At 40.4% G+C, this 15,389-nt stretch carries 15 protein-coding genes; 8 read left to right on the top strand and 7 right to left on the bottom strand.

Translation table 11 applies throughout. The annotated features are described in order from the left end of the window. Positions 1–75: 75 nt before the first annotated feature. Positions 76–1,215 (top strand): DUF5666 domain-containing protein, encoded by a 1,140-nt coding sequence (locus tag C9J51_RS04040; RefSeq protein WP_045039348.1) that lies wholly within the window; start codon positions 76–78, stop codon positions 1,213–1,215. Positions 1,216–1,295: 80 nt separating this feature from the next. Here C9J51_RS04040 and C9J51_RS04035 read toward each other — a convergent pair whose 3' ends face one another. Further along, the gene (locus C9J51_RS04035) at positions 1,296–1,724 is read right to left on the bottom strand and encodes a nucleotide triphosphate diphosphatase NUDT15 (protein ID WP_045039349.1); all 429 of its coding nucleotides are present in this window, start codon (positions 1,722–1,724) and stop codon (positions 1,296–1,298) included. Between the two features lie 173 nt (positions 1,725–1,897). On the opposite strand from C9J51_RS04035, the gene aroA reads away from it, so the two are divergent. The 7 genes from aroA to pyrF all read left to right on the top strand — a co-directional run bounded on the left by aroA (position 1,898) and on the right by pyrF (position 8,685). Next, on the top strand, positions 1,898–3,178 hold the full coding sequence (aroA, locus tag C9J51_RS04030; RefSeq protein ID WP_045039350.1) for a 3-phosphoshikimate 1-carboxyvinyltransferase: 1,281 nt from the start codon (positions 1,898–1,900) through the stop codon (positions 3,176–3,178). A 211-nt stretch (positions 3,179–3,389) separates the two neighbouring features. Continuing rightward, positions 3,390–4,067 carry a (d)CMP kinase gene (gene cmk, locus C9J51_RS04025; RefSeq protein ID WP_045035627.1) on the top strand — a complete coding sequence of 226 codons (678 nt, stop codon included), beginning with the start codon at positions 3,390–3,392 and terminating at the stop codon, positions 4,065–4,067. Positions 4,068–4,190: 123 nt separating this feature from the next. After that, the gene (gene rpsA / locus C9J51_RS04020) at positions 4,191–5,861 is read left to right on the top strand and encodes a 30S ribosomal protein S1 (RefSeq protein ID WP_045035626.1); all 1,671 of its coding nucleotides are present in this window, start codon (positions 4,191–4,193) and stop codon (positions 5,859–5,861) included. Between the two features lie 80 nt (positions 5,862–5,941). Continuing rightward, positions 5,942–6,232 carry an integration host factor subunit beta gene (gene ihfB, locus C9J51_RS04015; protein WP_036795301.1) on the top strand — a complete coding sequence of 97 codons (291 nt, stop codon included), beginning with the start codon at positions 5,942–5,944 and terminating at the stop codon, positions 6,230–6,232. Positions 6,233–6,360: 128 nt separating this feature from the next. Further along, complete coding sequence (locus C9J51_RS04010) at positions 6,361–6,645, top strand: LapA family protein (RefSeq protein ID WP_045035625.1); 285 nt, start codon at positions 6,361–6,363, stop codon at positions 6,643–6,645. 6 nt (positions 6,646–6,651) lie between these two features. Further along, positions 6,652–7,821 carry a lipopolysaccharide assembly protein LapB gene (lapB, locus tag C9J51_RS04005; RefSeq protein ID WP_045035624.1) on the top strand — a complete coding sequence of 390 codons (1,170 nt, stop codon included), beginning with the start codon at positions 6,652–6,654 and terminating at the stop codon, positions 7,819–7,821. A 153-nt stretch (positions 7,822–7,974) separates the two neighbouring features. Beyond that, a complete protein-coding gene (gene pyrF / locus C9J51_RS04000) occupies positions 7,975–8,685 on the top strand; it encodes an orotidine-5'-phosphate decarboxylase (RefSeq protein WP_045039351.1) in 711 nt (236 codons plus the stop codon). A gap of 77 nt (positions 8,686–8,762) precedes the next feature. Here the strand turns inward: pyrF and C9J51_RS03995 are convergent, their stop codons facing one another. The 6 genes from C9J51_RS03995 to pspF all read right to left on the bottom strand — a co-directional run bounded on the left by C9J51_RS03995 (position 8,763) and on the right by pspF (position 15,202). Continuing rightward, entirely contained in the window at positions 8,763–9,587 is an 825-nt protein-coding gene (locus tag C9J51_RS03995; RefSeq protein WP_045039352.1) for a peptide ABC transporter ATP-binding protein, read from the bottom strand. Then, positions 9,584–10,582 carry a peptide ABC transporter ATP-binding protein gene (locus tag C9J51_RS03990; protein WP_045035621.1) on the bottom strand — a complete coding sequence of 333 codons (999 nt, stop codon included), beginning with the start codon at positions 10,580–10,582 and terminating at the stop codon, positions 9,584–9,586. Before C9J51_RS03990 ends, C9J51_RS03995 begins: the two co-directional genes overlap by 4 nt. 1 nt (position 10,583) lies before the next feature. Beyond that, positions 10,584–11,471, bottom strand: a complete 888-nt coding sequence (gene sapC, locus C9J51_RS03985; RefSeq protein WP_045035620.1) for a putrescine export ABC transporter permease SapC — start codon at positions 11,469–11,471, stop codon at positions 10,584–10,586. Beyond that, positions 11,458–12,420 (bottom strand): ABC transporter permease, encoded by a 963-nt coding sequence (locus tag C9J51_RS03980; RefSeq protein WP_045035619.1) that lies wholly within the window; start codon positions 12,418–12,420, stop codon positions 11,458–11,460. The genes sapC and C9J51_RS03980 overlap by 14 nt, the downstream gene beginning before the upstream one ends. A 3-nt stretch (positions 12,421–12,423) precedes the next feature. Beyond that, positions 12,424–14,043: an ABC transporter substrate-binding protein SapA gene (gene sapA, locus C9J51_RS03975; protein WP_045039353.1), complete on the bottom strand. Its 1,620-nt coding sequence runs from the start codon at positions 14,041–14,043 to the stop codon at positions 12,424–12,426. A gap of 136 nt (positions 14,044–14,179) precedes the next feature. Further along, positions 14,180–15,202, bottom strand: coding sequence for a phage shock protein operon transcriptional activator (gene pspF, locus C9J51_RS03970; protein WP_045039354.1), 1,023 nt, complete (start codon positions 15,200–15,202; stop codon positions 14,180–14,182). Positions 15,203–15,389: the final 187 nt, after the last annotated feature.

Here is a 15,389-nt window from a genome sequence, read left to right as displayed (position 1 = left end):
CTTCACGTTTGTTGAATTAGTATACTCGTCAATAAAACAATATTCATAATTTGCTCAATAAAAAGGTTTGTATTCATGAAGAAAATCACATTAGCGACATTGATTGGTCTAATTCTTACTGGTTGTGGCGGTGGAGGCGGTGATGATAGCACTGCACCTCAACCCCCAGTTGAAATAAAGCCTCAAACCGTCCAAGGTACGATTAATGCAGTTAATGTTCCAGCTAATACCATTGAAGTAAATGGCTATAGTTATGATGTTGCGTCAGTGGCATATGGTACTGATATACAGTTTTCTATTAAAGATCTCCAAAAAAATATGATGGTTGCTGTTTCTACTTCATCAAAAGCGGGTGCTTTAGTGCAGTTAGAACCTACAATGGTCGGTAAGGTTACTTATATTGATCGTGCTAACTCAACATTTGTCATTAATGGCGCGACATTAACCTTTAGTCTTGATCAAAATATTGACGTTAGTGATTGGGTGATGGTGTCATCATTACCCCAAGCGACTGAAACTGGTTTGGGCTATAAAGTACTTTCAGTGGTGAAATTTGAGCATGAAGGCCTTGTGGGTCAGTATGAGGTTGAAGGTCGTTTATCTTCGTTAAATGAGAATAATAAAACTTTTACGCTTGGTGCTGCTACTCAAGTACGTTATACCGATAATATTATTGAAGATAATGCAACATTACAAAATGGTCAGTGGGTTGAAGTTAAAGGTCAAATGGTCGGTGACACCTTTGACGCCTCTGAAGTGGACGTTGAAACTTACGATGCATCTGATAATGATAATGAAATCGAAGGTGTTGTAACCTGGGTTAGTAATGATAAGTCTCAGTTTGAATTAAACGCTCGCGGTCATTTTATGGTAACGGGTTCAACTTATTTTGAAGACGGCACGAAAGCAAATTTAAATATGGGGGTGATGGTTGAAGTTACTGCCGTAAATGGTATTGCTCGTGAGATAGAATTTGAAAATGATTTCGATGGTGATTTTGGTGATGCTTGGCATGAATTTGAGAAAAAAGGCATTCTAGCAAACATTACAGCCACTAGTTTTACTGTAAATGATTTTAAAATTGAAATTGATAGCCAAACCTTTGTTGATAAAAATGAAAAACTTGTCGATCTTGATGGTTCTCGTGTTGAAGTTGAAGGTGTAATTATAGGTAGTCGTTACGTTGCACGTGAAATCGAACGTGAAGATGATTAAATAACCTCGAACCTCGAACCAAAAGCGCCTATTGCTCAGGCGCTTTTTGCGTTTTAGAACGGTTGGTTTATTTATAGTGACTACTCGTTGATGCAAAACCGTTGTTCTAAGTAACATCGAATCGACTGCTCACTGGCATCAAATTGTGGTGAAGGGACTTGAGTTGGATTTACCCATTGCCATCCTTCACATTTATCTGGTTCTTTTAATGTTAATTCACCGCTGAACTCAGTAGTAAGTAAGGCGACGCTGATATAGTGCTTGCCTGATTCTGAATAGGTAGCAAGATTATTGGTTACAGCAATCACTTGTGGTTGATAGATGGTGAGCCCTGTTTCTTCCTCCACTTCACGAATAGCGCATTGACTAAAGGTCTCACCTAGTTCCATATGTCCACCAGGTATAGAGTAATAAGGTGCATGACTATTTTTACGTTTGCCAATTAAGATTTGACCATGTTGATTAATGATAATAACGCCAATTCCAACCATGGGGGTTATTGCACTCATTATGACCTCAATATCATTGTTGCTATATACAAGCACTTTACCGTAATTGTGGTGTAGATACTGGCATAATATTCAATAGTGGCGATAAAATTTAAAAAAACTGCCGCTAGATAACTGTGACATTATTGGGTACTCTGCTAGACAAGAAAAAATTAGGATTGGAAGAATAATCAATGGAAAGTTTAACCTTACAGCCGATTGCAAAAGTAAATGGTGAAGTCAATCTCCCTGGCTCTAAAAGTGTTTCAAACCGCGCACTGTTATTAGCCGCTTTAGCACAGGGAACAACACGTTTAACCAATTTGTTAGACAGTGATGATATTCGTCATATGCTGAATGGATTACAGCAACTTGGTGTAAATTATCGTTTGTCGGCAGATAAGACCGAATGTGAAGTTGACGGTTTAGGTCATGCTTTTACCGCGATGCAGCCGCTTGAATTATATTTAGGTAATGCCGGAACAGCGATGCGCCCATTGGCTGCCGCACTGTGTTTAGGTGCGGGAGAATATACGCTGACGGGTGAGCCAAGAATGAAAGAACGTCCGATTGGCCATCTTGTTGATGCATTACGCAGTGCTGGCGCTAGTGTTGAATATTTAGAAAATGACTATTATCCACCACTGAAAATTGTAGGCTCTGGGTTATCTGGTGGTGAAGTCGACATTGATGGTTCTATCTCAAGTCAATTTCTCACGGCATTTTTGATGGCAGCGCCTTTGGCTCAGGCAGATACCGTGATTAATATTAAAGGTGATTTGGTTTCAAAGCCTTACATTGATATTACATTGCATATTATGGCGCAGTTTGGTGTTCTAGTTGAGAATCGTGATTACCAACAATTTGTGGTGAAAGGGGCTCAACAATATCAATCACCAGGTGAGTTTTTGGTTGAAGGTGATGCATCATCGGCATCTTATTTTTTAGCGGCAGCTGCGATTAAAGGTGGCGCGATAAAAGTAACCGGTATTGGTAAAAACAGTATTCAAGGTGACATTCAATTTGCAGATGCACTTGCCAAAATGGGGGCGAATATTGAATGGGGTGATGATTATGTCATTGCGCGTTGTGGTGAATTAAAAGCAATTGATATGGATTTTAATCATATTCCTGATGCTGCAATGACTATTGCAACCACAGCCTTGTTTGCTAAAGGAACAACGTCAATTCGCAATGTGTATAATTGGCGTGTAAAAGAGACCGACCGTCTTGCTGCTATGGCAACAGAATTACGTAAAGTGGGTGCAGAAGTGGAAGAGGGCGAGGATTACATTGTGATCACTCCGCCTGCACAATTAAAACATGCTGAAATTGATACTTATGATGATCATCGCATGGCAATGTGTTTTTCGCTGGTGGCATTAGGTGACGTGGCGGTAACGATTAATGATCCCAAATGTACTTCAAAAACATTTCCTGATTATTTCACTCGACTTCAAGGTTTGAGTGTGTAGTTTTTCTGGCTGATCATTGGTATCTAAGTTTACAACGATAGTTGCCTTATAGGATTACTCAGAGTTTGTAACTAGTGTAAAAAGGTATGATAGAAAAGGGAATAACTCTATAAATCTAAGATTTTTTTCAGTATAATGTGCCACCGTTTGATGGCTAACCTTAATTAAGGTTAAGTTACTGCTATTACGGATACCTATTCGGAGAAAACTTATGTCTACTCATGCTCCAGTCATTACTGTTGATGGGCCTAGTGGTGCTGGTAAAGGCACGCTATGTATGCTGTTAGCAGAAAAGCTTGGCTGGAATCTGCTTGATTCTGGTGCTATTTACCGTGTTCTTGCACTTGCAGCACTTCATCATGGCGTAGATACTGAATCAGAAGATGCTTTAGTACCTTTAGCTGCACATCTTGATGTTCAGTTTGTTGCTGAAGGTGAATTGGTTCGAGTTATTCTTGAAGGTGAAGATGTTTCTGATACACTTCGTACTGAAAAAGTAGGCAATGCCGCATCAAAAGTTGCAGCTTTACCTCGAGTACGTGAAGCATTATTACGTCGTCAACGTGCATTTAATGAGCAACCAGGATTGGTTGCTGACGGTCGTGACATGGGTACCGTGGTATTTACATCGGCAGAAGTAAAAATCTTCTTAGATGCTAGTGCAGAAGAACGTGCAACTCGTCGTATGAATCAGTTGCAAAAAAAAGGCTTAGATGTTAGCTTTAACAGCCTTTTAAGCGAAATTCAGGAGCGAGACTACCGCGATCGCAATCGTGCTGTAGCGCCTTTACGCCCTGCTGATGACGCTTTAGTGCTTGACTCAACTGAAATGTCAATTGAACAAGTACTAGAAAAAGTCTTGGCATATGTTGATGCTAAGCTAAAATAAACGAATCCTATTTAGTTGCGTAAGCAGCTAAATAACGTCGGTGTCATGGATGATAACTGACTTTATTATCAACCCCATGCGGTAGGATACCCATGGTTGTTTATCATATTGAAGATTAATTAAATGACTGAATCTTTTGCTCAACTCTTTGCAGAGTCGCTAAACCAAGTTGAAACTCGTCCAGGTGCCATCGTTAAAGGTACTGTAATTGCTATCGAAAACGGTTACGTATTAGTTGACGCTGGTCTAAAATCTGAGTCATCTATTCCTGCTGAAGAATTCAAGAACGCTGCTGGCGAACTTGAAGTTGCAGTTGGTGATCAGGTTGATGTTGCTCTTGATGCGATCGAAGATGGTTTTGGTGAAACTAAGCTTTCTCGTGAGAAAGCTAAGCGTCACGAAGCTTGGATCCAGCTTGAAAAAGCTTATGAAGATGCTGAAACAGTTGTTGGTATCATCAACGGTAAAGTTAAGGGCGGCTTCACAGTTGAACTTAACGGCATCCGTGCGTTCCTACCAGGTTCTCTAGTAGACGTACGTCCAGTTCGTGACACTGCTCACCTTGAAAACAAAGAACTTGAGTTCAAAGTAATTAAGCTTGACCAGAAGCGCAACAACGTTGTTGTTTCACGTCGTGCTGTTATCGAATCTGAGAACAGTGTTGAACGTGATGAGCTACTTGCTTCTCTACAAGAAGGCATGGAAGTTAAAGGTATCGTTAAGAACCTTACTGACTACGGCGCATTCGTTGATCTTGGCGGTGTTGACGGTCTTCTACACATCACTGATATGGCTTGGAAGCGTGTTAAGCACCCTTCTGAAATCGTTAATGTTGGCGATGAAATCAACGTTAAAGTTCTTAAGTTCGACCGTGAGCGTACTCGCGTATCTCTAGGTCTTAAGCAACTTGGCGAAGATCCATGGGTTGCAATCGCTAAGCGTTACCCAGAAAGCACTAAGCTTACTGGTCGCGTAACTAACCTTACTGACTACGGCTGCTTCGTTGAAATCGAAGAAGGCGTTGAAGGTCTTGTTCACGTTTCTGAAATGGATTGGACTAACAAAAACATCCACCCATCTAAAGTTGTTAACGTGGGCGATGAAGTTGAAGTTATGGTTCTTGATATCGACGAAGAACGTCGTCGTATCTCTCTAGGTCTTAAGCAGTGTAAAGCTAACCCATGGCAGTCATTTGCAGAAATGCAAGCTAAGGGCGATAAAGTAACTGGTAAGATCAAGTCAATCACTGATTTCGGTATCTTCATCGGTCTTGAAGGCGGCATCGACGGTCTTGTTCACCTATCTGACATTTCTTGGAATGTTTCTGGTGAAGACGCAGTTCGTGACTTCAAGAAAGGCGACGAAATTTCTGCAGTAGTTCTTGCAGTTGACGCAGAGCGTGAGCGTATCTCTCTAGGCGTTAAGCAAATCGAAGAAGACCCATTCAACAGCTTCGTAGCTGACACTAAGAAAGGCACTCTAATAACTGGTAAAGTTATTGCAGTTGACGCTAAAGGCGCAACTATTGAGCTAGCTGAAGGTGTTGAAGGTTACCTACGCGCTTCTGAAGCATCTGTAGACCGTGTTGAAGACGCAACTCTAATTCTTGCAGTTGGCGACGCTATTGAATCTAAATTCACTGGTGTTGACCGTAAGAATCGCGTAATCAACCTTTCTGTACGTGCTAAAGACGTTGCTGAAGAGCAAGAAGCAATGGCTACACTAAACAAAGTTGATGATGCTGCGTTTGGTAATGCTATGGCTGATGCTTTCAAAGCTGCTAAAGGCGAATAATTGAGCATAGAGGAAAATCGCTTTAGCTTTTTTCTTCTAAACGGCTATACTATTGAGAAACTTACTAAAACGGAGTGTTTATGACAAAGTCTGAATTAATTGAAAGACTATGTAGTCAACAAACACATCTTTCTGCCAAACAGGTAGAAGATGCAATCAAGGATATCCTTGAACATATGGCGAACACACTTGCAGAAGGTGATCGCATTGAGATCCGTGGCTTTGGTAGCTTCTCTTTGCATTACCGTGCTCCTCGCGTTGGCCGTAATCCGAAGACAGGTGATAAAGTTGAGTTGGACGGCAAGTACGTTCCTCACTTCAAGCCAGGAAAAGAATTACGTGACCGTGTTAATGCATCAATAGCTGCTTAACCGCGAATAGAACAAAAAAACGGCATACTCTCTGTATGCCGTTTTTTTATGTCTATAGATCATGGTTTGATCGGTAAAATTACTGCATAATCAGTAATTATAATTTAGATTTAGTGAGAGGATTCACGATGAAGATTTTGGGAATTATTGTTCTAGTCGCCGCCTTTTTGATCACTTTGGCTCTTGGTGCGCAAAACCAGATAATGGTTAGTTTTGATTATTTAGTTGCTCAGGGTGAATTTCAACTTTCTACGTTACTAGGGACAGCATTTGGTGCTGGTTTTGTTATTGGTTGGGTAATCTGTGGTACTTTATACCTGAAAGCTCGATTTGCTAAAAATCGTTTAATGAAGAAAGTAACGAAGCAACAACAAGAGCTTGATCAGCTTCGTGCTCAGCCTATTAAGGAATAAGAATTAATGCTTGAATTGTTGTTCCTACTTTTACCTATTGCCGCTGCTTACGGTTGGTACATGGGTAACAGGAGCGCAAGTAACCAAAAGCAAGAAAAGTCTGACCACTTATCTCGCCAATATGTAACAGGTCTTAATATGTTGTTATCAGACCAATCTGATAAAGCAGTAGACCTGTTCATTGAGTTGCTTCAGGTTGATAGTGAAACTATTGATACTCACCTTGCTCTCGGTAATTTATTCCGAAGCCGAGGGGAAGTCGATCGTGCGATTAGAATTCACCAAAATTTAATAGCTAGGCCTAATTTATCTATTGAACAGCGTAACTTATCGTTACAGCAGTTAGCTAAAGATTACATGGTCGCTGGTTTTTTTGATCGAGCGGAACGTATTTTTGAACAATTGTTAGATGAACCCGATTACCGAAAGCCTGCATTACAACAACTATTAGCCATTTATCAACAAACACGTGAGTGGGAAAAATCGATAGAAATGGCCTCTCAGTTGGTGAAATTAGGTAAAATTAAATTAAAGCATGATATTGCCCATTATTGGTGCGAGCTTTCTATGCTTGAACTCAGTGCTCAAAATCAAGATAAAGCGATTCAGCTATTAAAAAAAGCACTGTCAGTTGATAAAAGTTGTGTGCGAGCCTCAATTGCGATAGCTAAAATATTCGTGAAGCAACAAGAATATAAACAAGCGGCTAAGATTTTAGAACGTATCTCAGAGCAAGATATTGAGTTCGTCGGTGAAGCATTACCATTACTACTTGAATGTTATGAAGCGACCAATAATCAAACGGCATGGCTGAAATATTTACAGTATTGCGTTGAACAAAAAGCAGGGGCAAGTGCTGAGTTAATGCTTGCAGATGAAATTGCTAAGCACGATGGTGCGGTTATCGCTCAATCTTTTATGACCCGCCAACTTCAACAAAATCCCACGATGAAAGGCTTTTATCAGTTGATGGAATACCATCTTGATGAAGCAGAGGAAGGTCGAGCTAAAGAAAGCTTAACCAGTTTGCGTCACTTAGTGGGTGAGCAACTTAAAGCAAAGCCTCGTTATCGTTGTCGCCAATGTGGTTTTGCAACGCATGCTTTATATTGGCAATGTCCTTCTTGTAAAAGTTGGGGACAAATTAAGCCAATTCGAGGGCTTGATGGTGAATAATTATCACCGAGTATTTTTATCTTATTAAAACCAGTGCAGTAATGTACTGGTTTTTTTGTAGTTGTAGCTATTAAAGTTAAACAATTAATGTAAAATCCTGCCGGCGGTAGGACAACCGTACAGTGGATATATTTATATATAATAGGAGCCTCAATGCTAGACGCTAAAGTAACAGACCCTAAAGTAATCGTTGCCCTTGACTATGATAATCATAATGAGGCACTCGCTTTTGTCGATCGTATTGAGCCGGGAAGTTGTCGTTTAAAAGTCGGCAAAGAAATGTTTACTTTTTTTGGTCCTGATTTCGTGCGTCAATTGCATGATCGGGGCCATTCAGTATTTCTAGACTTAAAATTTCATGATATTCCAAACACGTGTTCAAAGGCAGTAAGAGCAGCGGCTGAATTAGGGGTGTGGATGGTAAATGTGCATGCTAGCGGTGGCGAGCGCATGATGACAGCGTCGCGTGAAATTTTAGAACCATACGGTAAAGATCGCCCATTACTCATTGGTGTTACTGTTTTAACCAGTATGGAAGCCAGTGATTTAGCGGGTATTGGTATTGCATGTCAGCCGCAACAACAAGTCTTAAACTTAGCGACATTGACTAAAAATAGCGGTCTTGATGGTGTTGTTTGTTCTGCACAAGAAGCGAGTTTATTAAAAGCACAACTTGGGCAACAATTTAAGTTGGTCACACCTGGTATTCGCCCGGTAGGGAGTGACGCGGGTGATCAGCGTCGAGTAATGACACCTGTTGAAGCTATTGGCGCAGGATCTGATTATTTGGTGATTGGTCGTCCAATTACTCAGGCGAGCGATCCAGCAGCAGTGTTAGCCGCTATCAATAAAACGCTGGCATAAATTTAAATAATTAAGCAAACGATAACGCCAGTGTTTTTCATTTCAATAATGTGATGTTACTGGCGTTATTTTTAACCTTAATAGCTGATTTTAGGGGTGCTATTAAGTATACGAGTACTTTTCTCTCGCGTTGGTGTACTAAAGTGACTATCGAGTAGCTTTTGGGTTAATGAATGTTTTGGATTATCAAATACATTAGCAGTACGCCCTTTTTCAACGACTTCACCATCTTGCATGACCATCACTTTATCACTGAAGTGTTTCACTACACCCATATGTTGTGATACATAAATATAAGATAATCCCATCTCTTCTTGTAATTCAAGTAACAGGTTGATCATCTGTGAACGCATTGACATATCTAAACCATTTAATGCTTCATCTGCAACAATAATACAAGGCTGTAAAATCAATGCTCGTGCTAGAGATACCCGTTGTTTTTGCCCTGTTGCGAGCATTTGAGGGTAAAAGTAGGCATGTTCGGGTAATAAACCCACGCGTTTAAGCGTATCCATTATACGTCGCTCACGGGCTTGTGGCGTCATATTGGTATTTCGTATTAATGGGCCTTCAAGAATCCGTCCAATTTGAATGCGTGGATTTAATGAGGTATTAGGGTCTTGGAAAATCATTCGAATCAGTTTACAACGGGTTTGATAATCATGATGATGAAGTTGCTCACCGTTAACACGTACAATGCCTTCTGTCGGCGTGATCACACCCGCTAACATTTTTGCTAGTGTTGATTTACCTGATCCATTTTCACCTAATAGGGCAATCGTTTCGCCTGCATTGAGCTGAAATGAAACCGGTTTTACCGCTTCAATCGTACGACGACGGAATAAACCTGAACGATAATGATAATCCTTTTTTAGATTTTCAACTTCAAGTAGTGAACTCATTTATTGTCATCCTTCATATTTAGCGGGAAATGACAGCTAAATTTATGACCTTTTATTTTTTGACGTAGAGGCACTTCAACACATTTTCGTTGTGCGTAAGGGCAACGAGGCCCTAACCGACAGCCGATGGGTAAATGTTGGAGCGGGGGAATAGACCCCGGTAATGTTTCTAATTTAGATTTATGACTAATACCAAGTGAAAAATCAGGCATTGCTCGCATCAAGGCTGCGGTATAAGGGTGGTGAGGAAGCTCAAGTAATTCTTTTGATGTGCCTGATTCAACGGATTGTCCACAATACATTACCGTGATCCTATCGGCCCATTGGGTTACGGTAGTGAGATCATGGCTAACGAGTAGAATGGTGGTGTTGCCTAATTGATTCATACGACTTAACAAGCGGAAAATTTGTGCTTGAGTGATTGGATCAAGATCGTTAGTGGGTTCATCAGCGATCAGTAGTCGTGGACGGTTAGCAATCGCCATTGCAATCATTACTTTTTGACATTCGCCATCGGTTAACTCATAAGGATAACTGCGCATGATCCGTTTGTGTTCTTTAATACCGACTTTATGTAATAACGCAATCGCTTGTTTTTGACGCCAATGAAAACGCTGCCAAATTCGACCACTAAATGACGATGATGGAATCGCTTCTTCTAATTGTTCACCAATACGCTCTGAGGGATCAAGGCATGTTGACGGTTCTTGAAAAATCATCGCGACTTCACGGCTAACAATTTTACGTCGTTGGCGAGGGGATAATGCCAATAAATCGACATCGCCGAGGCGCATTCGATCGGCATTAACTCGCCAGTTATCTTTACATACTCCCGCAATCGCTTTTGCGACTAAGCTTTTTCCCGAGCCTGATTCTCCGACTAAACCACGGATTTCACTTTCGTTAATCGTTAGGCTCATGCGGTCAACCGCCTTTACCATTCCTTGAGGGGTGTCTATTTCAATGGTGAGGTTACGTATATCGAGTAATGGCATGTTAATCAATTCCCGCGTTAAGGGCTTGGCGCATACCATCACCAACAAGGTTAATGACTAATACGCTAAACATAATCGCAAGCCCTGGCAAGGTAACTGTCCATGGCGCAAGATAAATAAGATCAATCGAATCCCCAAGCATTGCTCCCCATTCGGGTTGTGGCGCTTGTGCCCCTAAACCAAGAAAACCAAGTGCCGCAATATCCATAATGGCAATGGAAATAGCACGCGTCATTTCAGTGGTAATAGTGGTTAAAATATTAGGTAAGATTGAATTATAAAGAAGATAAAAGTTATTTGCGCCATCAAGACGTGCCGCAATAATGTAGTCTTTTGCGACCTCAATATGTACCGCAGTATATACAGCACGAATAAATCGTGGAATTAACGCCAGCCAAATGGCAAGTAAGACATGTGTTTCACCCGGTCCCATATAAGCGACGACAATAATTGCCAATAATAGCGATGGAATAGATAAGACGGTGTCTAAAATGTGATTCAAAAAACTTGATTTAAGACCGCTACTCATGCCCGCTAAAATACCAATCAGTAATCCAAGAATACTGGATGCAAAAGCGACAAGTAATGCATAACCAAAGGTTAATTGGCTACCAATTAATAGTCGCGACAGAATATCACGCCCAAGATCGTCGGTGCCAAAAAAGAACGAGACATGGCCAGAGTTATCCCATGATGGTGGCATCAATAATTCGCCGACTTGTTCTATTGCAGAATAGGGGGCTAACCAGCGTGCATTAATGGTAATTAATAGCAGTGCCAATACACACCATAAACCAAACATCGCTAATGAATTGGCTCGAAAATTTTGCCATGAACGTTCCCATTGGGTTGGGATCGTCGCTTCTTGGTAAACACTATTTGATGGCATACCATTCCTTTCTTACCAATGGATTAACAAGTGCGCCAATAACATCGGATAAGATATTGGCTAATAAAATGAACCCACCAACAGTAATAACCCCAGCTTGGATGGCGACATAGTTTTGTGCAGCAATAGCATTGAGTAACCAGCGACCAATACCGGGCCAGTTAAAAATAGATTCAGTCAACATCGCAAAGGTCATCATTGAGGCAAACTGCATTCCTAATTTTGGAATAATAGGTGGCAGCGCATTTTTCATACCATGGCGGCGTACAATCTCAAAGGTTGACAGGCCTTTTGTCTGTGCAACTTTAATGTAGTTTTTAGTCATTACTTCGGCTATTGATGCACGTGTTAAACGAATAACTTCGGTTGTTGGGGCCATTGCTAGCACAATAGTCGGTAATATGAGGTGCTTAATTGCATCAAAGAAGGCTTCCATGCGGTAAGGTTTATCAGATAGCAGAATATCCACTAATGCAAAACCAGTAACATGGTTAAATTGGTATAATAAACTATAGCGCCCAGAAACAGGAAGCCATCCTAAGTTTAATGAAAACAATAAGATGAGTAGCATGGCTAGCCAAAATAATGGAATGGAATAACCCAGTAATGTAATTGAGCTTATTATTGTGTCAATTGGGTAACCACGACGGACACCAGCAATAGTACCTAACGGAATACCAATGACTAAAGACAATATAAAAGCAAAAAAGCATAACTCTAATGTTGCAGGAAAGACTTTGAGTATTTCAGTACTCATTGGAATACCTGTTGGGCTAATACCTAAGTTACCTGAGAGTAAGTTTTGTAGGTAAATAAACCAGCCTTGCCAAAACGGTTCATAAGCCCATTGCAATTGAGTATCAAGTCTTAAAATGCTAAAACTCACAATGGTTAGAATGAGTAATGTAATAACAAACAGATTTAAGCGACGCATAGTGTAAATAAACATACTTTACTCAGTCCGGTAGACATTGGAAAATGAACGAGAGCCGAAAGGACTCATTTGTAGTCCACCGAGTGTTTTATTATGTGCTTGAAAATGCACACCATGAGCAAGAGGGATGATGGGTACTTGCTGATCAAGGATATTCTGTGCATGTTGATAATAGTTAACCCGTTGTTGGGTTTTGTTGGTGCGTAATGCCAATTCAAGTAAGTTATCAAATTGAACATCACACCAGTTGGCAACGTTTAAGCCAGCATGTTTCGCATTACATGACAATAATGGTCGCAAAAAGTTGTCGGGATCCCCGTTATCTGCAATCCAACCTGCGAGCATCATATCGTATTTATTCATGTTATTGACACCCAGCCTGCCGACATTGTCTTGATGATAAATAATCACATTGATACCAATTGCTTTGAGGTTTGCCTGAATTAATTCGGCAGTTTTTTGTGGGCTTGGATTATAAGGTCTTGATTCTAAAGGCACCCACATGGTTAATGTTTGTGCGGTGTTATATCCTGCTTGTTTGAGTAATGCTTTTGCTTTCTTGGGATTATAGTTAATGGCTTTACTGTTATTGTTATAAGCCCATGATGTAGGGGGTAACAAGCTTTTTGCTTTGGTTGCTGTGCCATAATAAACGGAATTTAATAGTGTATCTCTATTAATGGCATAACTAATTGCTTCGCGAACTTTGAGGTTGTTTAAGGGCTTTAGATCAGTGTTTAATGCTAAAAATGATACGTTCATACCTGTTTGTGCCAATAATTCATAATTATTATTATCAGTAATAACGGGTAATTGGCTAGCAACAGGCGAAGCTAATACGTCACATTCTGCGCTTAATAATTTAGTTAAGTTACCCATACCGCGAGATGAAATATCAAACACCACTTGTTCCATGGGAGCAACCCCTTGCCAGTAATCTATGTGGTGTTTTAAGCGAATGAGATCGTTAGGAATAAATTGATCCACATAAAAAGGTCCAGTACCTATAGGACGACTATCTAATTGACCAATTTGGCCTGATTTTAATAACTGTTTACCGTACTCCGCAGAATAAACAACCGCATAGCTGGTGGCTAAATTAGACAAAAAAGAGTTATCAGGACGTCTTAGGGTAAATTGAACCGTATGAGGCGTAAGGGCTTTAATACTTTCGATATCATTAGCAAAACCGAGACTTTCAAACCATGGATAGCGTCCGCCTGAAATATGATGAAAAGGATTATCAGGGTTAATCACGCGATCAAAGCTAAATACAACATCATTGGCATTCATGGTACGTGTTGGCGTAAACCATGCCGTGGTTTGAAATTGCACCCCTTGACGAAGAGTAAAGGTGTAGATTAAGCCATCATCACTGATGGTCCAGCTTTTCGCCAAATCGGGTAAAGGTTGATGACTAACAGGATCGAGTAATAGCAAGCGGTCAAAAATTTGTGCTGAAAGAGTTTCTGCTGTTAATCCACCGTCTGTTAATTGGGGGTTAAGCGTTGTGGGTGTATCTTGACCACAATAGACAAAGCCACGACGTTGCGTGGTAGAATCTTTTGCTGGTTGTTTACAGCCACTAAGAGCTAATAAAACCAAACCAGCAATAAAAAGATGATAGTAAGCGCTCATATTTAATAGGCGTTATTTGAAAATAAGTTTTTAAATTTAACATTTTCCATGTCGGTCACCAAGTTATCCCGCCCGTTTTGAATTAAATTAGCAAAAAAGCGTCAATTATGTTGAATTTTATCTTTAATTTGGTTGATTAATCACCATTAACATTGAGGTTATATTTACGCATTAAGCCTCTTAGTTGATGGTAGCTAAGACTTAATAATTCAGCCGCTTTAGTTTGGTTAAATTTCGCTAATGTAAGAGCTTGTTCAATCCATATGATTTCTTGTTGTTGCAGCTGTTGGCGTAAATCAATAGGGAATGTTAATGTCGGCGCTGATTGATTTGTTTGTTGTGTTATTGTTTGAGATTTTAGCGTCGATGCCGCGTTGGGTTGATCCCATGGTGTTGTAAAAGGATCGATAACAATAGTATCAATAACTTCATCTTCCTGCGCGTGACGAAACACTGAACGTTCAACAACGTTCTTTAGTTCACGAATATTACCCGGCCATGAGTAGCTTAATAATTGTTGTTGGGCTTGGTAACTAAAACCGGCAAAGTAACTAAACTTCATTTCACGACACATGCGAACCGCATAATGTTCGGCTAAGGGTAAAATATCTTCAATTCGTGCTCTTAGTGGCGGAAGATGGATCACTTCAAACGCTAATCTATCTAATAAATCCGCTCTAAATTTCCCATCTTTTGCACGTTGAGGCAGATTTTGATTGGTCGCACAGATGAGTCGCACATTAGCTTGGCAGGTTTTATTACCGCCCACACGTTCATATTCATCATATTCAATCACGCGTAAGAGTTTCTCTTGTACGCCCATTGGTGCCGTTGCGAGTTCATCTAAAAAAAGTGAGCCATTTTCTGCACGTTCAAATCGTCCTTGATGTCGACCTTTGGCCCCTGTAAATGCGCCAGCTTCATGACCAAACAGTTCCGAGTCAATTACACCTTCACTTAGTGCTGCACAATTTAAGCTAACAAGCGGCTGATCCCATCGGGTTGATAGATAGTGAATACGCTGTGCAATCAGTTCTTTACCTGTACCGCGTTCACCTAAAATAAGCACGGGACGGTTAAGTGTTGCAAGTCGTGACGCTTGATCAAGTACGGCTAAAAAAGCGTCTGACTCACCAATTAAATTTTCGGTTTTTCTCATTGGTAAATCTCACTAAAAAATGGTTATATTCACTATATCATTGTTTATTGAAAGACGGTGTTATTATTTTAGTTCATTAGAAACAAAGAGTTAAAAGTTGGCACGTAAGTTGATATGTATATGGAAGAATGGCACCTCACATGACAATATATTGTGAGTTTGATGATATAAACCGTTTATTGTGTGA

Source organism: Photobacterium iliopiscarium (assembly GCF_003026395.1).
Lineage (GTDB): Bacteria > Pseudomonadota > Gammaproteobacteria > Enterobacterales > Vibrionaceae > Photobacterium > Photobacterium iliopiscarium.
This window is presented reverse-complemented; position numbering and strand designations above follow the sequence as displayed.